The organism is Streptomyces sp. NPDC002580, from assembly GCF_042889485.1.
Taxonomy (GTDB): Bacteria; Actinomycetota; Actinomycetes; order Streptomycetales; family Streptomycetaceae; genus Streptomyces.
Genome location: NZ_JBIAQZ010000004.1, coordinates 166,206 through 190,168 on the forward strand (window position 1 = coordinate 166,206; position 23,963 = coordinate 190,168).

Sequence of the window (23,963 nt, forward strand, 5' to 3'; positions counted from 1 at the left end):
CGGACTGGGGCGGACTGCTCGGCCCCGCCGGATACCCCCCGCCCGCCCAGGGCGGGGGGATCCCCGGACATGCGCGCTCTCCTGCGCACATGCAGTACGTTCGGGTCATGCCCCAGCCCGCCAAGTCCTCACGTACCCCAGCCACGCCCGACGCGCCGGAGAGCGCCGCGGGCGGCCGCGCGGCGGCCCAACGGCTCAAGATGCGCCGGGAGCTGGCGGCCGCGGCCATGGAGCTGTTCGCGGCCAAGGGGTACGAGGCGACCACGGTCGACGAGATCGCGGCGCAGGCCGGGGTGGCCCGGCGTACGTTCTTCCGCCACTTCCGCTCCAAGGAAGAGGCGATCTTCCCCGACCACGACGACACCCTGATCCGGGCCGAGGCGGTGCTGAACGCGGCACCCGCGCACGAGCATCCGCTCGACACCGTGTGCCGCGGCATCAAGGAAGTCATGAAGATGTACGCGGCCCAGCCGGAGATCTCGGTGTCGCGCTACAAGCTGACGCGCGAGGTGCCGACGCTGCGCGAGGCCGAGATCGCCTCGGTGGCCCGCTACGAGCGGCTCTTCACCCGCTATCTCCTGGGCCACTTCGACGAGCACGCGCACGACGACGACGCCAACGACGATCCGCTGCTGGCGGAGGTCGCCGCGTCGGCCGTGGTCACGGCCCACAACCACGTCCTGCGGCGATGGCTGCGGGCCGGCGGTCAGGGCGACGTGGAGACCCAGCTGGACCACGCCTTCGCCATCGTCCGCAAGACCTTCGGCACGGGCATCGGCGCGGGACGGGAGACCGCGCCGAGACCGGCGCCGGCGTCGTCCTTCACCGACGGGGACGTCCTGGTGACGGTGGCCCGCGTCGACGCCCCGCTGGACCAGGTGATGCGCACGATCGAACAGGCCCTCAAGGAACGGTCGTAACGGCCGGCCGCTCAAGGGCGGCCCACGTACGCCGACCACACGCCGGACACGCTCACTTCGAGCGCGTCCGGCGTTTTCATGTCCACATTTGAGCGCTTTACGGACCAGTCTGATCGATCATCGCTCACGTGTTACGTAAAGATTTCACCTGAGCGCAATAACTGGCACTCCGTGCCTTGCCAGGTGACACGGCGTGCCATACGTTGAATGTGTCCGGGCGGCCGGCGTGCAGAGACCATTCGTACGCCGGCTGTCCCCGCAAGCCCCATGGCCTGCGCGCCCGGACGCCTGCGTCACAGGCAACCTCCTGCGCCAACCACAGCGCTGCCACAGCACCACCTCCGCCGAACCGACGGCACCCCCAGCACAACCGACGTACCCCTCAGCGTTCCCCCTCAGAACGCACATCGCCGGAGGCAACACCGTGAAGGAAATCCTGGACGCGATTCAGTCGCGGACCGCCACGTCCGCCGACTTCGCCGCACTTCCGCTCCCCGAGTCCTACCGCGCGATCACCGTGCACAAGGACGAGGCGGAGATGTTCGCCGGGCTCGACAGCCGCGACAAGGACCCCCGCAAGTCGATCCACCTGGACGACGTGCCGGTGCCGGAGCTCGGCCCCGGCGAGGCCCTGGTGGCCGTCATGGCGTCCTCCGTGAACTACAACTCGGTCTGGACCTCGATCTTCGAGCCGGTGTCGACCTTCAACTTCCTGGAGCGCTACGGGCGGCTCAGCGACCTCAGCAAGCGCCACGACCTGCCGTACCACATCATCGGTTCGGACCTCGCGGGCGTCGTCCTGCGCACCGGCCCGGGAGTCAACTCCTGGAAGCCCGGCGACGAGGTCGTCGCGCACTGCCTGTCCGTCGAGCTGGAGTCCTCCGACGGCCACAACGACACGATGCTCGACCCCGAGCAGCGCATCTGGGGCTTCGAGACGAACTTCGGCGGTCTCGCCGAGATCGCGCTCGTCAAGTCCAACCAGCTGATGCCGAAGCCGGACCACCTGAGCTGGGAGGAGGCCGCCGCTCCCGGACTGGTGAACTCCACCGCCTACCGGCAGCTGGTCTCCCGCAACGGCGCCGGCATGAAGCAGGGCGACAACGTCCTGATCTGGGGCGCGAGCGGCGGACTGGGCAGCTACGCCACGCAGTTCGCGCTCGCCGGTGGTGCCAACCCGATCTGCGTCGTCTCCAGCGAGCAGAAGGCGGACATCTGCCGGTCGATGGGCGCCGAGGCGATCATCGACCGCAACGCCGAGGGCTACAAGTTCTGGAAGGACGAGAACACCCAGGACCCGAAGGAGTGGAAGCGCTTCGGCAAGCGCATCCGCGAGTTCACCGGGGGCGAGGACATCGACATCGTCTTCGAGCACCCGGGCCGCGAGACCTTCGGCGCGAGCGTCTACGTCACCCGCAAGGGCGGCACCATCACCACCTGCGCCTCGACCTCGGGCTACATGCACGAGTACGACAACCGCTACCTGTGGATGTCGCTGAAGCGGATCATCGGCTCGCACTTCGCGAACTACCGCGAGGCCTGGGAGGCCAACCGGCTCGTCGCCAAGGGCAAGATCCACCCGACGCTCTCCAAGGTCTACTCCCTGGAGGACACCGGGCAGGCCGCCCACGACGTGCACCGCAACCTCCACCAGGGCAAGGTCGGCGTGCTCGCGCTGGCGCCCGAGGAGGGCCTGGGCGTGCGCGACGAGGAGAAGCGCGCCCAGCACATCGACGCCATCAACCGCTTCCGGAACGTCTGAGGTCCACCATGACAGAGCGTCAGACAGCCGACGGGCAGAGGGTGAAGGACCGGCCGTGGCTCATGCGCACGTACGCCGGCCACTCCACGGCCGAGGCGTCCAACGAGTTGTACCGGCGCAACCTCGCCAAGGGGCAGACGGGTCTCTCCGTGGCCTTCGACCTGCCGACGCAGACCGGCTACGACCCCGACCACATCCTCGCCCGCGGCGAGGTCGGCCGGGTCGGCGTGCCGGTCTCGCACCTCGGTGACATGCGCCGGCTGTTCCAGGACATCCCCCTGGAGCAGATGAACACCTCGATGACCATCAACGCCACCGCCATGTGGCTGCTGGCGCTCTATCAGGTCGTCGCCGAGGAGCAGGGTGTCGACATCACCAAGCTCCAGGGGACGACCCAGAACGACATCGTGAAGGAGTACCTCTCGCGGGGGACGCACGTCTTCCCGCCGGTGCCCTCGCTCCGTCTCACGACGGACATGATCACGTACACGGTCAACCACATCCCCAAGTGGAACCCGATCAACATCTGCAGCTACCACCTGCAGGAGGCGGGCGCCACACCGGTCCAGGAGATCGCTTACGCGATGTCCACCGCGATCGCCGTCCTGGACGCGGTGTTCGAGTCCGGGCAGATCCCCGAGGACCGCAGGGGCGACGTGGTCGCCCGCATCTCCTTCTTCGTGAACGCGGGCGTCCGCTTCATCGAGGAGATGTGCAAGATGCGGGCGTTCGGACGCATCTGGGACAAGATCACCCGCGAGCGGTACGGCATCGAGGACCCCAAGCAGCGGCGCTTCCGGTACGGGGTCCAGGTCAACTCCCTCGGTCTGACCGAGGCCCAGCCGGAGAACAACGTCCAGCGGATCGTGCTCGAGATGCTGGCCGTGACCCTCTCCAAGGACGCCCGCGCCCGCGCCGTGCAACTGCCCGCCTGGAACGAGGCGCTGGGCCTGCCCCGCCCCTGGGACCAGCAGTGGTCGCTGCGCATCCAGCAGGTGCTGGCGCACGAGAGCGACCTGCTGGAGTACGAGGACATCTTCGAGGGCTCGCACGTCGTCGAGGCCAAGGTGGCGTCCCTCGTCGAGGAGTCGCTGGCCGAGATCGCGCGGATCGAGGAGATGGGCGGCGCGATGGCCGCCGTCGAGTCGGGCTACCTGAAGTCGCAGCTCGTGTCCTCGCACGCCGAGCGCCGGGCCCGTATCGAGGGCGGTACCGACAAGATCGTCGGCGTCAACATCTTCGAGTCGACCGAGCCGAACCCGCTCACGGCCGACCTGGACGCGGCGATCATGACGGTCGACCCCTCGGTCGAGGCCCAGGCGATCTCCGCGCTCCAGACCTGGCGGGACACCCGCTACCAGCCGCCCTTCAACCACCCGCGTCCGTGCAAGGCGCTGGAGCGGCTGAAGGAGGCCGCGAAGGGCACCGCCAACCTCATGGAGGCCACCCTGGAGTGCGCCCGCGCCGGTGTCACGACCGGTGAGTGGGCCGGGGCCCTGCGCGAGGTGTTCGGCGAGTTCCGCGCCCCGACCGGGGTGTCGTCCGCGCCCGTCGCCATCTCCGCCGAGGAGGGCACGGGGCTCGCCCTGGTGCGCCGCAAGGTGGAGCTGACCGCGGACGAGATGGGCGTCGGCAAGCTCCGCTTCCTGGTGGGCAAGCCGGGCCTGGACGGTCACTCCAACGGCGCCGAGCAGATCGCCGTGCGGGCCCGCGACGCCGGCTTCGAGGTCGTCTACCAGGGCATCCGGCTGACCCCCGACCAGATCGTGGACGCGGCCGTGGCCGAGGACGTGCACGCCGTGGGCCTGTCCATCCTGTCCGGCTCGCACGCCCAGCTGGTGCCGGACGTCCTGGAGAAGCTGCGCAAGGCCGGCGCGGCCGACATTCCGGTGATCGCGGGCGGGATCATCCCGAACGCCGACGCCGAACAGCTGCGGGCCGCAGGAGTGGCCGCGGTCTTCACCCCGAAGGACTTCGACATCACCGGAATCATCGGCCGTATCGTCGACGAGATCCGGAAAGCGAACAAGCTCGACCCCCTGGAGGTCCCCGCATGACCAGCCCTGTTCCCCAGGTCAACCGCCTTCGCCCGCGGCGCTCCTGCCTGGCCGTACCGGGAAGCAACCCCCGGTTCCTGGAGAAGGCCCAGGGCCTCCCGGCGGACCAGGTCTTCCTCGACCTGGAGGACGCGTGCGCGCCGCTCGCCAAGCCCGAGGCCCGGCACACCATCGTCAAGTTCCTCAACGAGGGTGACTGGACCGGCAAGACGCGGGTCGTGCGCGTCAACGACTGGACGACCGAGTGGACGTACCGCGACGTCGTCACGGTCGTCGAGGGCGCGGGGCCGAACCTCGACTGCATCATGCTGCCGAAGGTGCAGACCGCCCAGCAGGTGGTCGCGCTGGACCTGCTGCTGACGCAGATCGAGAAGACCATGGGCTTCGAGGTCGGCAAGATCGGCATCGAGGCGCAGATCGAGAACGCCCAGGGCCTGAACAACGTCAACGAGATCGCCACCGCCTCCCAGCGCGTGGAGACGATCATCTTCGGCCCGGCCGACTTCATGGCGTCGATCAACATGAAGTCGCTGGTCGTGGGCGAGCAGCCGCCCGGTTACCCGGCGGACGCCTACCACTACATCCTGATGAAGATCCTGATGGCCGCCCGCGCGAACAACCTCCAGGCGATCGACGGCCCCTACCTCCAGATCCGCAACGTCGACGGCTACCGCGCCGTCGCCCAGCGCGCCGCGGCCCTCGGCTTCGACGGCAAGTGGGTGCTGCACCCGGGTCAGGTGGAGGCCTCCAACGAGATCTTCTCGCCGTCGCAGGAGGACTTCGACCACGCCGAGCTGATCCTCGACGCGTACGACTACTGCACGTCCGAGGCGGGCGGCAAGAAGGGCTCCGCGATGCTCGGCGACGAGATGATCGACGAGGCCAGCCGCAAGATGGCGCTCGTCATCTCGGGCAAGGGCCGGGCCGCCGGCATGCAGCGCACGTCCAAGTTCGAAGCCCCGGAGGCCTGAGCACCATGCAGTTCGGACGCACCTACGAAGAGTTCGAGGTCGGGGCGGTGTACAAGCACTGGCCCGGAAAGACGGTCACGGAGTACGACGACCACCTCTTCTGTCTGCTGACCATGAACCACCACCCGCTCCACATGGACAGCAACTACGCGGAGAAGACGACCGATTTCGGCAAGAACGTCGTCGTCGGGAACTACATCTACTCGCTGCTGCTGGGCATGTCCGTGCCGGACGTGTCGGGCAAGGCGATCGCCAACCTGGAGGTCGAGTCGCTGAAGCACGTGGCGCCGACCTTCCACGGCGACACGATCTACGGCGAGACCACGGTCCTCGACAAGACGCCCTCCCGGTCCAAGTCGGACCGCGGGATCGTCTACGTCGAGACCAAGGGCTACAAGCAGGACGGCACGCTCGTCTGCGTGTTCCGCCGCAAGGTGATGGTCCCCACCGAGACGTACATCAAGGAGCGCGGCGGCGAGCAGCCCGGCCGGCCCGAACTCACCGCGCCCGCGGAGAAGAAGACGGAGAAGTAGTCATGGCCCGACTCGCCCAGACCGCCGGTCTGACCGACGTCCAGAGGGAGATCCTCTCCACCGTCCGCGACTTCGTGGACAAGGAGATCATCCCGGTCGCGACCGAGCTGGAGCACCGCGACGAGTACCCGCAGGCGATCGTCGACGGACTCAAGGAGCTCGGCCTCTTCGGGCTGATGATCCCCGAGGAGTACGGCGGCCTGGGCGAGTCCCTCCTGACGTACGCGCTGTGCGTCGAGGAGATCGCCCGCGGCTGGATGTCGGTCTCCGGCATCATCAACACCCACTTCATCGTGGCGTACATGATCAAGCAGCACGGCACGCAGGAGCAGAAGGACCACTTCCTGCCGCGCATGGCGCTCGGCGAGGTGCGTGGCGCCTTCTCGATGTCGGAGCCGGCGCTCGGCTCCGACGTGTCGGCGATCACGTCGAAGGCGGTCAAGGACGGCGAAGAGTACGTCCTGAACGGTCAGAAGATGTGGCTGACGAACGGTGGATCATCGACTCTGGTGGCCGTTCTCGTCAAGAGTGACGAAGGACACCCCGAGGGCACGGCGCCCCACAAGTCGATGACGACCTTCCTCGTCGAGAAGGAGCCCGGCTTCGGCGAGGTCCGCCCCGGCCTCACCATCCCCGGGAAGATCGACAAGATGGGTTACAAGGGTGTCGACACCACTGAACTCATCATGGACGGACTGCGCATTCCGGCCAATCGGGTACTCGGCGGCACCACCGGCCGAGGGTTTTACCAAATGATGGACGGAGTCGAGGTCGGCCGCGTCAACGTCGCGGCCCGTGGCTGCGGCGTCGCACAGCGTGCATTCGAACTCGGCGTCTCCTATGCCCAGCAACGTCACACTTTCGGCAAGGCGATCGCCCAGCACCAGGCGATCCAGTTCAAGCTGGCCGAAATGGCTACCAAGGTCGAGGCCGCCCATGCAATGATGGTGAACGCAGCACGCAAAAAGGACTCCGGGGAACGAAACGACCTCGAAGCAGGGATGGCGAAGTACCTCGCCTCCGAGTACTGCAAAGAGGTCGTGGAAGATGCGTTCCGGATCCACGGCGGCTACGGCTTCTCCAAGGAGTACGAGATCGAGCGCCTCTACCGTGAGGCCCCGATGCTGCTGATCGGCGAAGGTACCGCCGAAATCCAGAAAATGATCATCGGGCGCAGACTGCTCGAAGAGTATCGACTCCAGGGCTAGATGTCCGGGTTCGGGGTGTTTTCTTCACGTAGAAGATCACACCCCGTCAGCACTCTTCAGCCGTGGACTCCGCTGCCTGGCTTGCCCAGTTGCGGTAGGCGCCCGGTACGATCGCGTGAAAGCCGCCGTCCCCCGTTCGAGCGCGGCATCATCCGCTACGAAGGTCATCCATGCCCCACAGCCAAACCTCTGCACCTCGCGACAGCCTCGCAGGCGTACGCCTCGCGCGCGGAGCATCGCCGTGGCTTCTCCCGACCGTTGCCACCGCAGCACTCAGCCTGGCCCGTTCACGCCGCTCCGGCGTGGCCAAGGCCGTGGCCGTACCCGCCACCGCGCTCGCGGCCGGGATGCTGTGGTTCTTCCGCGACCCCGAGCGTGAGATCACCCAGGGCCGTGTCATCTCTCCCGCCGACGGCGTGGTGCAGAGCATCATGCCGTGGAAGGACGGACGCACCCGCGTCGCGATCTTCATGAGCCCACTCAACGTCCACGTCAACCGCGCGCCGCTCGCCGGCACGGTGACGTCCGTCGAGCACATCCCGGGTGGGTTCGTTCCGGCGTTCAACAAGGAGAGCGAGAACAACGAGCGCGTCGTCTGGCACTTCGACACCGAACTCGGTGACATCGAGATGATCCAGATCGCGGGCGCGGTCGCTCGTCGCATCGTCCCTTACATCCCCCGGGGCACCAAGGTCGAGCAGGGCGAGCGGATCGGTCTGATCCGCTTCGGCTCACGCGTCGACATCTACCTCCCCGAGGGTGTCGAGGTCGACGTGGAGGTCGGTCAGAAGACCGTGGCTGGGGTGACTCGAATTGACCGTGATTGATCCTGAGACACAGGCCGGCTGGGTGCCGGAGGCCGACGAGGTGGACGACGAGGAGGAGATGCCCCTCTCTCTCCGCCTCTCGATAGCGGACACGCTGACCCTCGGCAACGCCACGTGCGGCTTCATGGCGGTGTACTTCACCACCACCGGCATCCTGATCCCGCACCTCACGGGCAGCCAGGAATCCGGCATGGGCCGCAACAGCGCGGCCACGGCCGTCATCCTGATGCTGTGCGCGGCGATCTTCGACCTGTTCGACGGCCTGGTGGCCCGCAAGCTGCGCTCCTCCCCCATGGGCGCCGAGCTGGACAACCTGTCCGACCTGATCAGCTTCGGCCTGGCACCGGCGTACTTCGTCCTGGTGTACGGCATGGTCGCCGACGACGCGTACCAGAAGGTGGCCGCGGTCGGGGCGATCGTGGTGCTGCTGGCCGTGGTGCTGAGGCTCGCGAGATTCTCCTGCGTCACGGTGAAGGACGGCACCTTCCAGGGCATGCCGAGCCCCTTCGGCGCGCTGACGGTGGTCTCCATCATCCTGCTCGAGCTGCCCTTCGTCGCCACGCTCATGGCGATCTTCGGCACCGCCTGGCTGATGGTGAGCCGCGTCGAGTACCCGAAGCCGCGCGGTCGCCTGGCGGTCGCGATGCTCTCCTGGATCGTGCTCTCGATGGGTCTCCTGGCGGCGTGGGCGTTCGACGCCCCGGGCGGCCAGCTGCTCCTCCAGACGGGCTGCGCGCTGCAGCTGGTCATGGGCGCGGTGATCCCGCTGTTCGCCACGGCCCGCCGGGTGAACAACTTCCGGGGCAACCGCCGTGAGGCGCGAGCCGCACAGCTTCCGTAACACCCCGTACGTACGCGGAAGGGCCCCGAACCGAGTGGTTCGGGGCCCTTCCGCGTGAGCGGGGGGATCAGGCGTCCTCCGCGTGAGCGGGGACGCCTTCCGCGTGAACCGCGGGTCAGGCGCCTGGCGTGTATCCCTCGGCGACGGACGAGGCGCCGGCCTCACGGACGACCTTCATGCCGCCCACCGCGTCCTTGTCGGGCTGCAGGATGACGCTCTCCTTCGAGGACGCGGCCTTCGGGTCGGTGAAGTTCTGGGTGATGCCGAAGCCCGTGTCGAACGCGTCGATGGTCAGCAGCGCCTTGTCGACACCCTCGCGAGTGAGGTCCTTGGCCGCGCAGGCCTTCTTCAGCGCCTCGCCGAACGCCGACGCGGCCGTCCAGCCGGCCACCACGCCGTTGTCCAGGGAGTCCTTCGGATAGGCCGCCTTGTAGTCCGCGACCAGCTTCTTCGCCTCCGGGGTGTCCGCCCCGATCGGCAGCGAGGGCGAGGCCACGTAGTAGTTCGCCTCCAGCGCCGGGGCCGCCGCGGTGGCCAGGAGCTGCGGGGCGAACGCCGAGTTGTTGCCGATGATCGGCACGTTGAACTTGCCGGCCGCCGCCACCCCGACGAGCGAGGCCGCCTGGCGCGGTCCCGCGCTGATCACGATGGCCTTGACACCGGCCTTCTTCAGCGCGACGACCTGACCGGTCATGTCGTTGTCCGTCGGCTTGATCTTCTGCTCGACGACCTTGAGGCCGGTCTCCTTCGCCATGTGGCGGGAGCCGGTCAGGGCGTTCTCGCCGTAGTCGCCCTCGAAGTACACGTGGCCGACCTTGTCGCCCTTCTTGAGGCCCTTCTCCTTCATCAGGAAGTCGATCGCGTTGATCGTCTCGATGTCGTACGTGGAGCCGATGGGCCGGATGTACGGGCTGCCCAGGAGGGTGGCCGACCAGGCCTGCGGCAGGACCAGGGCCTTGTCCCGGCCGTCGATGCGCTGCTTGACGGCGGCGACGAACGGCGAGCCGATGAACTGGGTGAAGCCCAGCACCTTCGGCGCCAGCTCCGTGTAGCCGGAGACCGCCTTCTGCGGGTCGTAGCCGTGGTCGCGGACCGTCAGCGCCAGCTTGTAGCCGCAGACGCCGCCGGCGGCGTTGGTCTGCTTCACATAGAGCTGCTGGGCCTGGGTGACGCTCTTGCCGAGCGTCGCGTAGACGCCCGTCATGTCGGTGAGCACCCCGAGGGCGATCGTCTTGCCCGAGATCCCCTCGCCGGTCTTCACCCCGCCGGCCGACTGCTTGCCGTCGCCGTCGTCGTCCTTGGCCTTGGAGCTGCACCCGGCCAGCACGAGCAGAGCGGCCAGCGCCCCGGCGGCCATCCTCGCCGCATGTGTCGTTCTCATCGTTCCTCCCCTGGAGTGGCCCCGGGACGGGGCGTTACGCGGAGCCGGGCGGCCACCCTGACCAGACCGCCCGGCAGAAAGAGCACCACCGCCACGACGGCGGCGCCGTACAGGTACCGGGCCGCCTCGCCGGGCGCGATACCGCCCGTGCCCGGGTCGGAGACCAGGGGCAGCGCGTCGCTGTAGCGGGTCAGCAGCTGCGGCAGCAGTGAGACGAAGACCGCCCCCACCACCGCCCCGGAGACCGACCCGAGCCCGCCGATGACGATCATGGCGAGGTATTCGAGCGAGAGCGTGATCCCGAAGTAGTCGGGCACCGTGCGCTGGAAGACCAGGGCGAGCAGCACGCCCGCCAGGCCCGCGTACATCGAGGACAGGACGAAGACGCCGGCGCGGTAGCGGGCGACGGGCACGCCGATCACCCCCGCCGCGATCCGGTGGTCCCGGATCGCGTTCATGGCCCGGCCCGGCCGCCCGCGCAGCACCCCGCGGGCGAAGAGCCCGCAGCCCAGGAGCACCGCCAGACCGACGTACCAGAGCTTCTCGGCCGACCCGAACGGCACGGCGGCCACGACGACCTCGCGGTCGTCGAAGGTGAGGCCGAAGAGGCTCAGCGGCGGCACGTCCCGGCCGTTGAAGCCGCCCGTGACATCCCGGGCGTTGAACAGGACGTGCTGTCCGATGAAGATCAGGGCGAGCGTGGCGATGCCGAGGTAGGCACCGCGCAGCCGCCCCGCGATCGGGCTGAACACCCCGCCGGCGATCCCGGAGACGGCCACGGCGAGCACGGCCGCGAGCCAGGTGGGCAGTCCCAGACCGGTCAGTCCGTCGCCCCCGTCGGCCGCGAACACGCAGTACGCGTACGCGCCGACCGCGAGGAAGAAGGCGTGCCCCATGGAGAGCTGCCCGGTCGCGCCGGTGAGGAGGTTGAGGCCGATCCCGCCGATCGCCGCGGCCATCGCGAACAGGCCGGCCTGGAGCCAGAAGCGGTCGAGGTAGAAGGGCAGCGCCAGCAGCAGGACGGCGCCGGCGGCCCAGAGGACGGGCCGGGTGCCGGGCAGCCGCAGGGCGCGGTGGCGGACGGCACGGGGTGCGCCGCTCGTCTCGTCGCGGGTGAGGACCTCAGACACGGGCGAGCTCCTTCGTGCCGAACAGCCCGGCGGGCCGGATGAGCAGGATCACGACCATGACCAGGTACGGCGCGAGATCTCCGAGACCGCGCCCGAGGAAGGTGAGGTCGCTCTGGTAGCCGGTGGCCAGGGACTCGGTGACACCGACGAGGAGTCCGCCGACCAGCGCGCCTGTCGTCGAGTCGAGGCCTCCGAGGATCGCCGCGGGGAACGCCTTGAGCGCGGCCAGCGAGGTGGCGCGTTCCAGCCCGGGTGTCGGGAAGACGGTCAGGAACAGCGCGGCGACGGCCGCGAGGCCGCCGGCCACCGCCCAGGCCCCCAGGGACACCCGGCCGAGCCGGACCCCCATCAGGGCCGCGGTCTCCGGACTCTCCGCGGCGGCGCGCATCGCCACGCCCCAGGACGTGTAGCGGAAGGCCAGCAGGAAGACCGTGATGAGCAGGGCCGCCGCGACGAACGCCGCGATCCGGGTGTGGGCGACCGAGACCGGCCCGACCGTGAGGACGGCGTTGCCCCAGGGGTCGCCCATCGCCAGGACGTCCGTGCCGATACGGCGGGTCAGCTCGGTGGTGAGCAGGATGTCGACGCCGATGGTGACGATGGCGAGGACGCTCTGGTCGGAGCCCCGGTAGCGGCGCATCACCAGGAACTCCACGGCGGCCCCGACCAGCGCGGCGCCCGCCACACCGGCGAGCAGCGCCGGCCAGAAGCCGATGTCGTCGTGGAGGGTCGCGGTGACGTAGCCGCCCGCGAGCAGCAGGGAGGCGTGCGCGAAGTTGACGACCTCGGTGGCCCTGAAGATGACGACGAAGCCCAGGGCGATGAGGGCGTAGACGGAACCCATGGACAGGCCGTTGAGCAGGAGTTCGACGAAGGTGCTCATGACTCGGTCTCCTCTGGCTCGGCGCGCTCGCCCAGGTAGGCCCGCACCACCGCCGGATCGTTCTGTACGTCGGCGGGGGCGCCGTCGGCGATGCGGCGCCCGAAGTCGAGCACGGTCACCGCGTCAGCGAGCCGCATCACCACCCCCATGTCGTGTTCCACCAGCACGATGGAGATGCCGAGGCTGTCGCGGACCCCCGCGACGACCGCGGCGGTACGGCGCCGTTCGTCGGCGGTCATGCCGGCGACGGGTTCGTCCAGGAGCAGGACCCGGGGCTCCATGCACAGGGCCCGGGCGAGTTCGGCGAGCTTCTGCTGCCCGTACGGGAGGGAACCGGCGGGCCGGTCGAGCTGTCCTTCCAGGCCCACGAACGCGGCGATCTCGCGGACGCGTTCGCGGTGGCGCCGGTCCTCGCGCGCGGCCGAGGGGAGCCGCAGCCCCGAGGCGAGGAATCCCGCGCGGGTCAGCCGGTGCCGGCCGAGCAGCAGACAGTCCTCGACGGTGGCGTGCGGTGGCAGGGCGAGGTTCTGGAAGATGCGGGCCACGCCGAGACCCGCGATCCGGTGGGGCGGCAGGCCGGTGAGTTCGCGTTCCCCGAGGCGGACGCTTCCGGCGGCGGGCCGGCAGACGCCGGACAGCACGTTGAAGCAGGTGGACTTCCCGGCGCCGTTCGGGCCGATCAGGGCGTGCACGGTGCCCGGCCGCACGGTGAAGCTCACCGCGTCGAGCGCGGTCAGCCCCGCGAACCGGACGGTCACGTCCCGGACCTCGAGCGACGGAACGTCGACGGGCGGGGCCGTCCCGGAGGCACCGGTCCCGGAAGCCCCGGCTGACCTGTCCTTCCCGTCCGTTCCTGTCCCGGCTGTCCCCGTCGTTCCGGCTGTTCCGGCCGCTCCGGCGGCGTGGGCCGCCGCGCTGTCACGTTCCTCCACGGTCGGTCACCCCTTCCAGCGGGACAGGGACGGAAGACCGTCGCGGGTGGCCGCACCGTCCGCCGCGGCGTCCTCGTCTACCACTCCGAGGTAGCGGCGCCGCACCTCGTCGGAGGCGGCGAGCTCGTCGGTGGGGCCCGACAGGGTCACTTCGCCGACCTCCAGGACGTACGCGCTGGTGGCGAGCCGCAGGGCGAGCGCGGCGTTCTGTTCGACGAGCAGGACGGAGGTGCCCTGCTCGTTGATCTCCCGCACGGTGTCGGCGATCCGCGCGGCCATCAACGGGGCGAGCCCGAGCGAGGGCTCGTCGAGCAGCAGCACCTTGGGGGCGCCCATGAGCGCCCGGCCGACCGCGAGCATCTGCTGCTCACCGCCGGACAGCAGTCCCGCCCGTTGCTGGGCGCGGTCGGCGAGGACCGGGAACAGGTCGTGCACGCGCCGCAGCGCCCGCGCCTTGTCCACCCGGCCGCCGGTGGCGCCGAGTGCTCCGGCGCGCAGATTGTCGGCGACCGTCATCCGGCTGAACACCCTTCTTCCTTCAGGTACTTGGGACACCCCGGCGGCCACCACCCGGTCCGGTGGCAGCCGGTCCAACGGTCGTCCGCCCAGCGTGACGGTGCCGCCGGTGACCGCTCCTCCGTGGAAGGAGAGGGTCCGGCACACCGCCCGCAGCAGCGTCGACTTGCCCGCGCCGTTGCCGCCCAGAACCGTCACGACGGTTCCCTCGGGCACCTCCAACGACACGTGACGCAGTGCGCGTACGGGGCCGTAACCGACCGACAGTTCCCGCACGAGCAGAGCGGAACCGCCCATGGCACCTCCCTTTTCCTAGCTCGGTGTGGCGCTCACCTCAGCACCGGTGGACACCCCCGTCCACGGCCCGCGGCCGATACGCGGCGGGAGCCCAGCGGTGGCGCCCGCCCGTTGTGCACGCGCACAACACCGCGTGTCAGGGGCCTGTGCGACCCCGTGTCGGGGTGGCATCCTCCGGTCCATGGGAGGGCGCAGACCGCGGACCGGTCATGACTGGAAACTGCTCGCGGAGTCGTGTGTGGCTCTGCTGGAACGGCTGCCCGAGCTCGTCGACGAGCACGTCAGGCAGCTCACCGAGTACTCCCCCGTCTACGCACAGGTGCTGCCGTACGACCAGCAGTGGCGGGAGGCGGAGACCGCGATGCGCATCGGCATCCAGTCGATCTCCGCGCCCCGGGACTCACCACGCCGCGATCTGGAGCACGCCGAGGAGGCCGGCCGGCGGCGGGCGCACCAAGGCTTGCCGCTCGAACTCCTGGTGCACGCCTACCGTGCGGCGGGCTACCTGGTGTGGGACGCGCTGATGGAGAGCGCGGCGAGCCGGGAGCCCGAGCGGCTGGCGGTTCTCATGCGGTCCGCCACGATGGTGTGGTCGGCCGTGGACGCGCAGGCCGCGACCGCCTCGGACTCCTACCTCTCCACGGAACGGGAGCTGCGACGGCGCACGGACGAACAGTTGCAGGCCCTGCTGGACGCCCTGCTGGAGGGCCAGGAGGCACCGGGGCTCGCGGCCCGGGCGGCGGCCGGGCTCGACCTGCCCGAGCACGGACCGTACGCCGTCGTCGTGCTGCGGACGGAACGCCACGACGGACGGGACGGCTGTGTGCGGCCGATGCTCGGGGCGGGGCTGCGGTTCATCTGGCGGATGCGGGCCGACTGCGAGATCGGGGTGGTGGTGCTGGACCCCGATCAGGGCCTGGACGCGGTGGCCCTGCTGCTCGACGGCCGGCGCTCGGGACCGGGGGGTATCAGTCCCGTGGTGTCGGGGCTCGGCGAGCTGGGACGGGCCCGGCGGTGGGCCGAGCTGGCGCTGCGTACGTGTCCGCCGGACGCGACCGGTGTCGTACGCCTCGATCAGCGGATGCCGACGGCGCTCGTGGTGAGCCAGCCGGAGCTGGCGGCCCGGCTGGTGTCGGACGTGTTCGGCGCGCTGCTGGAGCTCGAACCGGGCGACCGGGCCGTGCTGATCGAGACGCTGGACATGTGGCTGGCCTGCGAGGGCTCCGCGGGCCGGGCGGCGGGGCGCCTGTACTGCCACCGGAACACCGTCTTCAACCGCCTGCGCCGGCTGGAGCAGCTCACCTCCCGCTCGCTGGCCCGCCCCCGCGACCTGATCGAGATGACCCTGGCGCTGGACGCCTACCGGTTGGCGGGAACGGGGCCGGGAAGGTGAGACGACGGCACCGGACGGCCGGGAGGGCTGCCGCGGCCCTCCCGGCGGAAGGTCCGGGAGCCCGAGGGCCCCCGGACCACCGGCCTCAGGTCAGGAAGTCCCGCCCGATGTTCTCGGCCACACGCTCCAGGATCGGCCCCGCTTCGGCCACGCACCTCGCGAGGTCGGGCTCGGCCTCGGTGAGGGGGTACGCCCTGCGGATACCGGCCCTGCCGAGCGCCTCCGGCGCCAGTGCGAGCCGGCCGCACACCGCGACGACCTCCTTGCCCCGGGCGCGGGCCGCCGCCGCGACCCCGGCGGGCGCCTTGCCGTGCAGGGTCTGCTCGTCGAGGGACCCCTCGCCGGTGATCACGAGCGTGGCGCGCTCCAGCGCGGGTCCGAAGCCGAGCACGTCGAGCATCACCTCGATGCCGGGCCGGAAGCGGGCGCCCAGCACGAGGGCCCCGTATCCGATGCCGCCCGCCGCGCCCGCGCCGGGCGCCGCGGCGTATTCGGCGGCCTTCGGGCCGATCGCCTTCTCCAGGACGGAGGCGAAGTGGGCGAGCGCGGCGTCCAGGACCGCCACGTCGTCGGGGCGCGCCCCCTTCTGGGGGCCGTACACGGCGGGCGCGCCCTCGGGGCCCGTCAGCGGGTTGTCCACGTCGCTGGCGAGCACCAGGTCGACGGTGGAGAGACGGTCGTCCAGGCCTGTCAGGTCGGCGGTCTCCACGTCACCCAGCGAGCCGCCGCCGGGAGCCACCGGATCACCGTCCGCGTCGAGGAAACGCGCGCCGAGGGCTGACAGCATGCCCGCGCCGCCGTCCGTCGTCGCGCTGCCGCCCACGCCGAAGACGATGGTGCGCGCACCGGCGTCCAGCGCGGCGCGGAGCAGTTCCCCGGAGCCGTACGTGGAGGACGAGAGCGGCGCGAAGACGCCCCCGGGCAGCCGCTGCAACCCGCTCGCCTCGGCCATCTCGACTACGGCGGTGTCACCGCGCAGCGCGTACGCGGCGCTCACCTCGTCGCCCAGCGGTCCGGCGACGCGCACCTCGCGGCGCTCGAACCCGGCCGCGACCGCCGCGTCCACGGTGCCGTCGCCGCCGTCGGCCACGGGCAGCGACTCGACCTCGACGTGCGGTGCGACCCGGTGCAGTCCGGCCGTCACCCGCTCGGCGACCTGCGCGGCCGTGAGCGATCCCTTGAACTTGTCCGCGGCGATGAGCACCCGCGGGATCCGATTCACTGCGGCGTCCGCCACCTTGGTTCCCCTTGCTTCCGGGCCTTGCACACGTCAAGGCAGTCGCGCCGCTGCGACCCTAACCGGCGCGGGCCCCCGCCGTCATGCCCCTGCCGGCCCTCGGGACGCCCGCTCTCCGGCGCGCCCGAGGAGCCGGTTCCCCGCGTCCACGGCGAGCGCGCCCGCCCGGAATTGGGTAGACCGGAGCCATGACCCCTGTGGGCACCGACATCGACGACCGCGTCCTCGGGGGCTGGCTGGGCCGGATCGCGGGCAACATGCTCGGCAAACCGGTCGAGCAGGGCGACCACTGGACGCGGGACCGGATCGACCGCTATCTGCGGCGGGCCGGGGCCCTGCCGCTGACCGACTATCTCCCGGGGCCCGCCGAGGGCGACGCCGGCGGCGAGTTCGAGCTGCGCCCCGAGTGGCGCGATTGCGTGCGCGGACGCATCCACGGCAGCTGCCGCGACGACGACGTGGACTACGCGATCCTCGGACTCGACCTCCTGGAGACGCACGGCTTCTCGTTCAGCACCGAGCAGGTGGGCGACCTGTGGCTGCTGCGGCTGCCGTACCGCCAGACGTTCACGGCGGAACGGGCCGCGTACCGCAACCTCGCCCAGGGCCTGAAGCCTCCGCTGACGGCGACGTACGAGAACCCGTACCAGGAGTGGATCGGCGCGCTGATCCGCGCCGACGTCTACGGCTGGACCAGCCCGGGGCTGCCGCGGCGGGCGGCCTCGCTGGCCCGCCGGGACGCCGTCCTCTCGCACACGGGCAACGGTGTCTACGGCGCGATGTGGGCGGCGGCGCTGATCTCCGCCGCCTTCACCGCGCCCTCCGTCCGGGACGCGCTGGAGACGGCGCTGACCGTGATTCCCGCGAGCAGCCGTCTCGCCCGCACGGTGCGCCGGGTGATCACGCTCCACGAGGCCCGGATGGCCTGGGAGGACACGCTCGTCACGCTGTCCGAGGAGACCGCCGGGATGGGATGGATCCACACGGTCCCGAACGCGGCCGTCCTGACCGCCGGACTCCTGTACGGCGACGGCGACTTCACCCGCACCATCACGCTGACCGTCCGCGGTGGTCTGGACACCGACTCGAACGGCGCGACCGCGGGTTCCGTCGCGGGCGTCCTGTGCGGGGCGGCGGCGATCCCTCCCCAGTGGAAGGACCCGCTGGAGGACACCGTGCGCAGCGCGGTCTTCGGCTTCGACGGGGTACGGATCAGCGAACTCGCCTCACGCACGGTCGCGTTGGCGGAGGCCGGGGCGGGGGTGGGGACGGGGTAGGACGGGGGCGGCAGCCGGTTCCGGGGGTGCCGCCCTGGTCGGGCCGCCGCTCCGGTCCGGGCACGCTCGATACCCTTCCCCGGTGACCACTTCGGACTTCGCCGCGTACATCGCCGGCCTGCCCCGTGTCCTCGCCGGGGCCGCCGCTCTCTTCCGCGACACCGAGGGGCGGGTGCTGCTCGTCGAGCCGAACTACCGCGAGGGCTGGGCGCTGCCGGGCGGAACGGTCGAGTCGGACGACGGGGAGAGCCCACGGCAAGGGGCGCGACGGGAGACGGCCGAGGAGATCGGCCTCGACGTGGAACTCGGACGACTGCTGGCGGTCGACTGGGTCCAGGGGCCGGGTCGACCACCGCTGGTGGCGTATCTGTACGACGGCGGGGTGCTCGGCGGGAGCGACCTCCAGGCGATCCGGTTGCAGGAGGAGGAACTGCTGTCCTGGCGGCTCGTACCTCGCGAGGAGCTGGCCCGGTACCTGCCGGGCGCCCTCGGCCGTCGTGTCCTGGCCGCGCTGGAGGTTCTGACGTCGGACGCGGGTACGGCGGAACTGGAGAACGGCCACCGGGTGGGCTGACCCGCGCCCCGGCGTCCGAGGGCTGAGCCCTCGGACGCCGGGGCGCGCGGACCGCCGGTGGTCCTCAGCCGAGGATCCTGCGCTTCTGCTGCTCGAACTCGGCCTCGGTGAGGACGCCCTGGGCCTTGAGCTCCCCCAGTTGCTTCAGCTGATCGATCTTGCTGGTCATGTCGTCGGCCGGTGCGGCGGGCGGCGGCGCGGGGGCGGGCGGGGGCTCCTGGTACTGCTGGGATTCCTGCTGGGCCCATCGCCCCTGCTGGCGGCGTGACACACGGTTCGAGACGGCGGTGGCCGTACCGGCCACCACGGCTGTGCGGGCGACCCCGCGGAGGAGACCTGGCACGGTGATTTCCTTCCAGGAACGAGGCATACGGAACGAGCCCGAAAGGGATGCCGTCCCTTGTGCGCACCGAATTCGTCCCGGCGCACCGGGCAGAACCATTGGAGCACCGAACGGATTCCCCCGCATCTCGAGCTCTCCCCCGTCGGTCGCGATTTCCGACGATCTGCCGGTCTGTCATTCCCATGGCAAGCTGAAATGTGGGCCACCGGCCGTCGTCCGGTCAGTGGCGAGGTCTACGCGGGAGGAGCTCGCAATGGCTACGACGGGTATGCACCACCGACAGGAATCCGCCGGTAGTTCGGGGGCGTGGGTGTCCGGCTGGACCGCCTTCGCGGGAGTCATGATGATCTTCGGAGGGGCGATGGCGATATTCCAGGGCATCGCCGCCATCGCCCAGGACGACGTGTTCATCACCACCAGCAACTACGTCTACACCTTCAACCTCACCAGCTGGGGATGGATCCACCTCACCCTCGGCGTGCTGGTCGTCCTCGCCGGCGTCGCCGTGTTCCGCGGCATGCTGTGGGCCCGGGTCATCGGCATCGCCCTGGCTGGACTGGCCATGGTCGCCAACTTCATGTGGCTGCCCCACTCCCCGGTGTGGGCCAGCGTGCTGATCGCCATCGACGCCTTCGTCATCTGGGCGCTGTGCGTCGGAGCCGGCCGGGACGCCCGTACCGCGTAGTCGTCCACGGCCTCCCCGGAATCTCCGGTCGGCAGCGGCCCCGCACCTTGCTCGGTGCGGGGCCGCTGCCGACCGGTCCGAAGCGTTCACCGGCTATCCGGCGTCCGTCTCCTCGAGCGCGGCCAGCACGGCCGGCACCGGGATGCGCCCGGAGGCGACCAGCTGGGCGCCGCCGCGTCGCAGCGCGGCGGCGAAGGGCGCCGCCCACACGTTCTCGTAGACCAGGATTCCGGCGGAGTTGCCGGGCTCCAGCGCCTTCCCGGCCTCCTCGATGTCGTCCTCGCCCAGCAGGCCGGAGGACGCGCCCTCGAACACGGCGAGGTCGAGGGCTCCGTCGCCGTCGAAGTCGGCGACCTCCATGCCGACCACGGATCCGTCCTCGTCCTTTCTCACGAACAAAAGGTCGAGAATCCGAATGAGACCGCGGTCCACCAGATCGACCAGGATCGGAAGTCCGTCACCGGTCATTCGGTTACCGGGAAACTCCACGACGATATAGTCGATCGGTCCCGTCTCGACGAATTCGTCTTCGCTCACGGTTTCACCCCTGCGTGGTCATGGTTTTGCCCTGCCCCTGATCCATGCCATTGCAGCACCGGACGGAAGCCGCCGCATTTCGGTCCGACGCCTCCTCCGGCCGCCGGGAACGGGTGGCGTTCGGGCCGTTCGGGTGGTTCACGCGGTCAGCTGGTAGATGCTCTTGCCGACCAGCCACAGCCCCAGGAACAGGAACAGCGACACCAGTGCCTGGTCCTGGTGCCGCTCCATCCAGGCACGCAGCTTCCCGAGCCGGATACGGGCCGACCGCGGGGCGAACGTCGCGTAGAGCTCCATCGCCAGGATGCTGGAACTGGCCAGCAGGACGTAGCCCATCAGGGCCGCGTACGACGCGGCGTGGTCGAGGTTCGCGTCCACGACGGTGGAGGCTCCGGCCGCGATCATCCCCCACGGCTGGAGCAGCAGCGCCAGACCGGCCGCCGTCCAGGGGGAGATGTGTTCGATCCGGGACATGAAGCCGGAGGACTTCGGCCGCCTGCCGATGTTGCGCCGTCGGTGTTCCGCGTAGAGGACGAGTCCGAGGCCGACGGCCAGTTTGCCGGCCAGCGCGGCCGTGGAGGGCGCGGATTTGGGGGCCGGTGGCTCGCCGCCGGTCATGAGCAGCACGGCGGCGATGATCGCGACGAAGGAGGCCAGCCAGGTCAGGATGAAGGCGAGCCCCTTCCAGATCCCCCTGTCCGCGGAGAGCACCAGTACGAATCCGGTGACCGGCAGGGGGTCCAGGGCGATCGCCAGAGCGATGAGCAGCAGGTCAAGGACCATCGTCGCCCTCGCGTGCTCTCGCGCGGCCGAGCGCCGCGGTTTCGCGCATGCCCTCATCGTCACCTCCCCCGAGCACGTCCACAAATCCGACGTCCCGCCCACCGCGTCGACCACCCCGTCGAGGTCCGGCACCTTTCCCCGTACGGCGCAACGGCGCCCTCGCCGCAGCGCCCGCGGCGTCGGCGGACGGCACCCTGATAGCGCGGCCACCCCGCGGGACGGCGGCCAGGGCGACACGGGGAGCGGCATGCGCGCAGGTGAAGGACCCGGCTCGACCGGTGGCGACCGAGGCCGGCTGCGCGAGCGCGTGGCGGCGCTGCGGGCCCGACTGCTCGGACTGCGATCGGGCGCCGAGACACGGTTCCCGGTGATCACCCGCCTCACCTCGCACATCGTCGCGGTGAACCTGCTGGACTCCGCGACGCGGCTCGCCGCGCAGGCCTTCCTGACCGCGGTTCCGCTGATCTTCGTGGTCGCCTCGTTCGCCCCTTCGTCGGTGCGCGACGAGATCGTCGACTCGGTGCACGCCATCCTCGGTATCACCGGCGCGGCCGACGAGGAGCTGAAGAAGGTGTACGGGGCCGACTCCGCGGGCCTGCGGCAGAGCGCCGGGGTGGTCAGCCTGCTGATGGTGCTGCTCTCCGCCACCGCGTGCAGCCGGGCGATGCAACGGCTCTGCCAGCGCGCCTGGCGGCTGCCGGGCGCGAGCGCGCGGATCGCCGTCTGGCGCTGGTTCGTATGGATCGTGGCCCTGCTCGTCGTCATCGCCCTGCAGGAACCGCTGCGGACCGGATTCGGTCTGGGCTCCTGGCTCGGCCTCCCGCTGCTCCTGGTCACCGAGGTCGGCGTCTGGTGGTGGACCCAGCACCTGCTGTTGGCCGGGCGCGTCCCCTGGCTGCCCCTGCTGCCCGGCGCGATCCTGACCGGTGCGGCCCTCACCGTACTGTCGGTGGTCGCCAAGCTGTACGTGCCGAACGCCCTCAACCACAGCCTGGAACGCTACGGCTCGCTGGGCGCGGTCTTCACCGTGCTGTCCTGGCTGATCGGACTGTGCGTCGTCATCTCCGCGGGCATCACGATCGGCGCGGTCGTCGCCCAGGAACCGTCGGTGGCCCGCCGTCTGGGCTCCCCCGGCGTGCCCGGCCCGCACGGCACCCCGCCGACGCCCCCCGCCCCGGGCTCACCCGATCGGCCCGACTCGCCGGACATATGACCCGGAGCTACCTTGGTGATCGGACCGGGCCCCTCCCCTACGACCTGTACGCCGACGACCGGCCCGTACGTCGTCGAAGCCGCCCCTGGTCGACGAGCCGCGCGTCGCCGGCCCCCAGCACTTCCTCGACAGGAGCCCTCCTCCTGGGCATCGGCGTCGTGCGTCTCCCCACCGATCCACCACCGACCGCACCGGCGCCCGCGCGTCGGCGCCCCCATCGCGGAGCGTCTGCAATGACCCCCAAGCACCCGGCCGGCAGCCACACCCCGCAGCACACCCCGGCGGAGCGCGCCGCGCTCGGCAAGGCCGCCCGCGCGGCCGTGCCCCGCTCCGGCCACGCCGACTTCACCCCCTCCCCGAAGCGCCCCGACCCGGTGGACGTCGTGGAGGCCCAGTCGAAGACCCGGGTGTCCGATCTCGTCCCGATCCGCTACGGCAGGATGACCGAGTCGCCCTTCCGCTTCTACCGCGGAGCCGCCGCGATCATGGCCGGAGATCTCGCGGACACCCCGAGGTCCGGGATCAGGGCGCAACTGTGCGGTGACGCCCATCTGTTGAACTTCCGGCTGCTGGCCTCGCCGGAGCGCCGCATGATGTTCGACATCAACGACTTCGACGAGACCCTGCCCGGCCCCTGGGAGTGGGACGTCAAGCGGCTGTCCGCCAGCCTCGTCATCGCGGCCCGGGCGAACGGCTTCAGCGGCAAGGAGCGCGCCGACATCGTCCGCACCACGGTGAGGTCGTACCGCGAGTGGATGAGACGCTTCGCCGGGATGGGCAACCTCCCCGTCTGGTACACGCATTTCGACGAGGACTGGGTGCGGACCCATATCGCCGGGGAGCTGGGCTCGCGGGCCCGCGACCGCTGGAAGAGGACGACCGACAAGGCGCGCAGCCGGGACAGCCTCCAGGCGTTCAACAAGCTCACGCACATGGTCGACGGCCAGGCCCTGATCGCCGCGGATCCGCCGCTCGTCGTTCCGCTGCAGGATCTGCTGCCCGACATGGAGCGCGGCGCCCTGGAGAAGCAGCTCCGCAAGCTGATCGGGAGCTACGGCCGGAGCCTGAACACGGACCGGCGGTTCCTGCTGGAGCAGTACCGGTTCGCCGACGTGGCCCGCAAGGTGGTCGGCGTCGGCAGCGTGGGCACCCGTTGCTGGATCATCCTCATGCTCGGCCGGGACGGTACGGATCCGCTGCTCCTGCAGGCCAAGGAGGCGGACGAGTCGGTGCTGGCGCCGTACGTCGGCGCGAGCGAGTACCGGACCCAGGGCGAGCGGGTGGTCGCCGGGCAGCGGCTCATGCAGGCCACCAGTGACATCTTCCTGGGCTGGGAGCGGGCCGAAGGCATCGACGGCCGCCGACGGGACTTCTACGTACGGCAGTTGCGGGACTGGAAGGGCATCGCCGAACCCGAGCTCATGGTGCCGGCCGGCATGCGTGCCTTCGGCGAGCTGTGCGGTGCCACGCTGGCCCGCGCGCACGCGAGGTCGGGCGACCGGATCGCCATCGCCTCCTATCTCGGCGGGGGCGACGTCTTCGACCGGGCGCTCGTCCCGTTCGCCGAGAGCTACGCCGACCAGAACGAGAAGGACCACCGGGCGCTCGTCGAGGCCGTCCGCTCGGGGCGCGTCAAGGCCGAAGCCGCCTGACAAGGAGACCA

Annotated in this window: 23 protein-coding genes; 14 read left to right on the forward strand and 9 right to left on the reverse strand. The window is 70.5% G+C overall.

The features are described 5' to 3' along the window. Positions 1-107: 107 nt before the first annotated feature. The 8 genes from ACFYW7_RS14855 to pssA all read left to right on the forward strand — a co-directional run bounded on the left by ACFYW7_RS14855 (position 108) and on the right by pssA (position 9,119). Positions 108-920, forward strand: coding sequence for a TetR/AcrR family transcriptional regulator (locus ACFYW7_RS14855; RefSeq protein ID WP_389501950.1), 813 nt, complete (start codon positions 108-110; stop codon positions 918-920). Between the two features lie 424 nt (positions 921-1,344). Continuing rightward, positions 1,345-2,682, forward strand: coding sequence for a crotonyl-CoA carboxylase/reductase (gene ccrA / locus ACFYW7_RS14860; RefSeq protein ID WP_389501952.1), 1,338 nt, complete (start codon positions 1,345-1,347; stop codon positions 2,680-2,682). A gap of 8 nt (positions 2,683-2,690) precedes the next feature. Continuing rightward, positions 2,691-4,739, forward strand: a complete 2,049-nt coding sequence (locus tag ACFYW7_RS14865) for a protein meaA (protein WP_389501953.1) — start codon at positions 2,691-2,693, stop codon at positions 4,737-4,739. Beyond that, on the forward strand, positions 4,736-5,710 hold the full coding sequence (locus ACFYW7_RS14870) for an HpcH/HpaI aldolase/citrate lyase family protein (RefSeq protein WP_389501955.1): 975 nt from the start codon (positions 4,736-4,738) through the stop codon (positions 5,708-5,710). Before ACFYW7_RS14865 ends, ACFYW7_RS14870 begins: the two co-directional genes overlap by 4 nt. Before the next feature lie 5 nt (positions 5,711-5,715). After that, complete coding sequence (locus ACFYW7_RS14875; RefSeq protein ID WP_261705053.1) at positions 5,716-6,243, forward strand: MaoC family dehydratase; 528 nt, start codon at positions 5,716-5,718, stop codon at positions 6,241-6,243. 2 nt (positions 6,244-6,245) lie between these two features. Beyond that, positions 6,246-7,451, forward strand: coding sequence for an acyl-CoA dehydrogenase family protein (locus ACFYW7_RS14880; protein WP_389501957.1), 1,206 nt, complete (start codon positions 6,246-6,248; stop codon positions 7,449-7,451). A 170-nt stretch (positions 7,452-7,621) separates the two neighbouring features. After that, positions 7,622-8,278 (forward strand): phosphatidylserine decarboxylase, encoded by a 657-nt coding sequence (locus ACFYW7_RS14885; protein ID WP_389501959.1) that lies wholly within the window; start codon positions 7,622-7,624, stop codon positions 8,276-8,278. Between the two features lie 22 nt (positions 8,279-8,300). Further along, positions 8,301-9,119, forward strand: a complete 819-nt coding sequence (gene pssA / locus ACFYW7_RS14890; protein ID WP_389502713.1) for a CDP-diacylglycerol--serine O-phosphatidyltransferase — start codon at positions 8,301-8,303, stop codon at positions 9,117-9,119. 115 nt (positions 9,120-9,234) lie between these two features. On the opposite strand, the gene ACFYW7_RS14895 is transcribed toward pssA, so the two are convergent. The 5 genes from ACFYW7_RS14895 to ACFYW7_RS14915 all read right to left on the reverse strand — a co-directional run bounded on the left by ACFYW7_RS14895 (position 9,235) and on the right by ACFYW7_RS14915 (position 14,258). Then, positions 9,235-10,500, reverse strand: a complete 1,266-nt coding sequence (locus ACFYW7_RS14895; RefSeq protein WP_389501961.1) for an ABC transporter substrate-binding protein — start codon at positions 10,498-10,500, stop codon at positions 9,235-9,237. Continuing rightward, the gene (locus tag ACFYW7_RS14900) at positions 10,497-11,630 is read right to left on the reverse strand and encodes a branched-chain amino acid ABC transporter permease (RefSeq protein ID WP_389501963.1); all 1,134 of its coding nucleotides are present in this window, start codon (positions 11,628-11,630) and stop codon (positions 10,497-10,499) included. The genes ACFYW7_RS14895 and ACFYW7_RS14900 overlap by 4 nt, the downstream gene beginning before the upstream one ends. Continuing rightward, complete coding sequence (locus ACFYW7_RS14905) at positions 11,623-12,513, reverse strand: branched-chain amino acid ABC transporter permease (RefSeq protein ID WP_389501965.1); 891 nt, start codon at positions 12,511-12,513, stop codon at positions 11,623-11,625. The genes ACFYW7_RS14900 and ACFYW7_RS14905 overlap by 8 nt, the downstream gene beginning before the upstream one ends. After that, a complete protein-coding gene (locus tag ACFYW7_RS14910) occupies positions 12,510-13,271 on the reverse strand; it encodes an ABC transporter ATP-binding protein (protein WP_389501967.1) in 762 nt (253 codons plus the stop codon). The genes ACFYW7_RS14905 and ACFYW7_RS14910 overlap by 4 nt, the downstream gene beginning before the upstream one ends. 180 nt (positions 13,272-13,451) lie before the next feature. Next, a complete protein-coding gene (locus tag ACFYW7_RS14915; RefSeq protein WP_389501970.1) occupies positions 13,452-14,258 on the reverse strand; it encodes an ABC transporter ATP-binding protein in 807 nt (268 codons plus the stop codon). A 181-nt stretch (positions 14,259-14,439) separates the two neighbouring features. Here ACFYW7_RS14915 and ACFYW7_RS14920 point away from each other — a divergent pair, with 181 nt between their 5' ends. Beyond that, positions 14,440-15,651, forward strand: a complete 1,212-nt coding sequence (locus ACFYW7_RS14920) for a PucR family transcriptional regulator (RefSeq protein WP_389501972.1) — start codon at positions 14,440-14,442, stop codon at positions 15,649-15,651. Between the two features lie 85 nt (positions 15,652-15,736). Here the strand turns inward: ACFYW7_RS14920 and ACFYW7_RS14925 are convergent, their stop codons facing one another. After that, positions 15,737-16,855: a glycerate kinase gene (locus tag ACFYW7_RS14925; RefSeq protein ID WP_389502716.1), complete on the reverse strand. Its 1,119-nt coding sequence runs from the start codon at positions 16,853-16,855 to the stop codon at positions 15,737-15,739. Between the two features lie 221 nt (positions 16,856-17,076). Between ACFYW7_RS14925 and ACFYW7_RS14930 the strand changes: the two genes are divergently transcribed. Beyond that, positions 17,077-18,165: an ADP-ribosylglycohydrolase family protein gene (locus tag ACFYW7_RS14930; protein WP_389501974.1), complete on the forward strand. Its 1,089-nt coding sequence runs from the start codon at positions 17,077-17,079 to the stop codon at positions 18,163-18,165. Between the two features lie 82 nt (positions 18,166-18,247). Next, complete coding sequence (locus ACFYW7_RS14935; RefSeq protein WP_389501976.1) at positions 18,248-18,739, forward strand: NUDIX domain-containing protein; 492 nt, start codon at positions 18,248-18,250, stop codon at positions 18,737-18,739. A 64-nt stretch (positions 18,740-18,803) separates the two neighbouring features. Here ACFYW7_RS14935 and ACFYW7_RS14940 read toward each other — a convergent pair whose 3' ends face one another. Continuing rightward, entirely contained in the window at positions 18,804-19,082 is a 279-nt protein-coding gene (locus tag ACFYW7_RS14940) for an SHOCT domain-containing protein (RefSeq protein WP_389501978.1), read from the reverse strand. A 253-nt stretch (positions 19,083-19,335) separates the two neighbouring features. Between ACFYW7_RS14940 and ACFYW7_RS14945 the strand changes: the two genes are divergently transcribed. After that, positions 19,336-19,767, forward strand: a complete 432-nt coding sequence (locus tag ACFYW7_RS14945; protein WP_389501981.1) for a hypothetical protein — start codon at positions 19,336-19,338, stop codon at positions 19,765-19,767. Positions 19,768-19,860: 93 nt separating this feature from the next. Here ACFYW7_RS14945 and ACFYW7_RS14950 read toward each other — a convergent pair whose 3' ends face one another. Together ACFYW7_RS14950 and ACFYW7_RS14955 are read right to left on the reverse strand one after the other, a co-directional pair. Next, a complete protein-coding gene (locus ACFYW7_RS14950; RefSeq protein WP_389502718.1) occupies positions 19,861-20,235 on the reverse strand; it encodes a DUF6325 family protein in 375 nt (124 codons plus the stop codon). 207 nt (positions 20,236-20,442) lie between these two features. Beyond that, positions 20,443-21,087, reverse strand: coding sequence for a GAP family protein (locus ACFYW7_RS14955; protein WP_389501984.1), 645 nt, complete (start codon positions 21,085-21,087; stop codon positions 20,443-20,445). A 247-nt stretch (positions 21,088-21,334) separates the two neighbouring features. Here ACFYW7_RS14955 and ACFYW7_RS14960 point away from each other — a divergent pair, with 247 nt between their 5' ends. Beyond that, positions 21,335-22,300, forward strand: coding sequence for a YhjD/YihY/BrkB family envelope integrity protein (locus ACFYW7_RS14960; protein ID WP_389501986.1), 966 nt, complete (start codon positions 21,335-21,337; stop codon positions 22,298-22,300). A gap of 233 nt (positions 22,301-22,533) precedes the next feature. After that, the gene (locus ACFYW7_RS14965) at positions 22,534-23,952 is read left to right on the forward strand and encodes a DUF2252 domain-containing protein (protein WP_389501988.1); all 1,419 of its coding nucleotides are present in this window, start codon (positions 22,534-22,536) and stop codon (positions 23,950-23,952) included. The last annotated feature ends 11 nt before the right edge of the window (positions 23,953-23,963 follow it).

Bases quoted from the DNA above. Each gene is read 5' to 3' on its own strand.
- ACFYW7_RS14855 (WP_389501950.1), top strand. From the start codon at position 108: ATGCCCCAGCCCGCCAAGTCCTCACGTACCCCAGCCACGCCCGACGCG.
- ACFYW7_RS14865 (WP_389501953.1), top strand. From the start codon at position 2,691: ATGACAGAGCGTCAGACAGCCGACGGGCAGAGGGTGAAGGACCGGCCG.
- ACFYW7_RS14870 (WP_389501955.1), top strand. From the start codon at position 4,736: ATGACCAGCCCTGTTCCCCAGGTCAACCGCCTTCGCCCGCGGCGCTCC.
- ACFYW7_RS14875 (WP_261705053.1), top strand. From the start codon at position 5,716: ATGCAGTTCGGACGCACCTACGAAGAGTTCGAGGTCGGGGCGGTGTAC.
- ACFYW7_RS14880 (WP_389501957.1), top strand. From the start codon at position 6,246: ATGGCCCGACTCGCCCAGACCGCCGGTCTGACCGACGTCCAGAGGGAG.
- ACFYW7_RS14885 (WP_389501959.1), top strand. From the start codon at position 7,622: ATGCCCCACAGCCAAACCTCTGCACCTCGCGACAGCCTCGCAGGCGTA.
- ACFYW7_RS14895 (WP_389501961.1), bottom strand. From the start codon at position 10,500: ATGAGAACGACACATGCGGCGAGGATGGCCGCCGGGGCGCTGGCCGCT.
- ACFYW7_RS14905 (WP_389501965.1), bottom strand. From the start codon at position 12,513: ATGAGCACCTTCGTCGAACTCCTGCTCAACGGCCTGTCCATGGGTTCC.
- ACFYW7_RS14915 (WP_389501970.1), bottom strand. From the start codon at position 14,258: ATGGGCGGTTCCGCTCTGCTCGTGCGGGAACTGTCGGTCGGTTACGGC.
- ACFYW7_RS14920 (WP_389501972.1), top strand. From the start codon at position 14,440: ATGGGAGGGCGCAGACCGCGGACCGGTCATGACTGGAAACTGCTCGCG.
- ACFYW7_RS14930 (WP_389501974.1), top strand. From the start codon at position 17,077: ATGACCCCTGTGGGCACCGACATCGACGACCGCGTCCTCGGGGGCTGG.
- ACFYW7_RS14945 (WP_389501981.1), top strand. From the start codon at position 19,336: ATGGCTACGACGGGTATGCACCACCGACAGGAATCCGCCGGTAGTTCG.
- ACFYW7_RS14950 (WP_389502718.1), bottom strand. From the start codon at position 20,235: ATGACCGGTGACGGACTTCCGATCCTGGTCGATCTGGTGGACCGCGGT.
- ACFYW7_RS14955 (WP_389501984.1), bottom strand. From the start codon at position 21,087: ATGGTCCTTGACCTGCTGCTCATCGCTCTGGCGATCGCCCTGGACCCC.
- ACFYW7_RS14960 (WP_389501986.1), top strand. From the start codon at position 21,335: ATGCGCGCAGGTGAAGGACCCGGCTCGACCGGTGGCGACCGAGGCCGG.
- ACFYW7_RS14965 (WP_389501988.1), top strand. From the start codon at position 22,534: ATGACCCCCAAGCACCCGGCCGGCAGCCACACCCCGCAGCACACCCCG.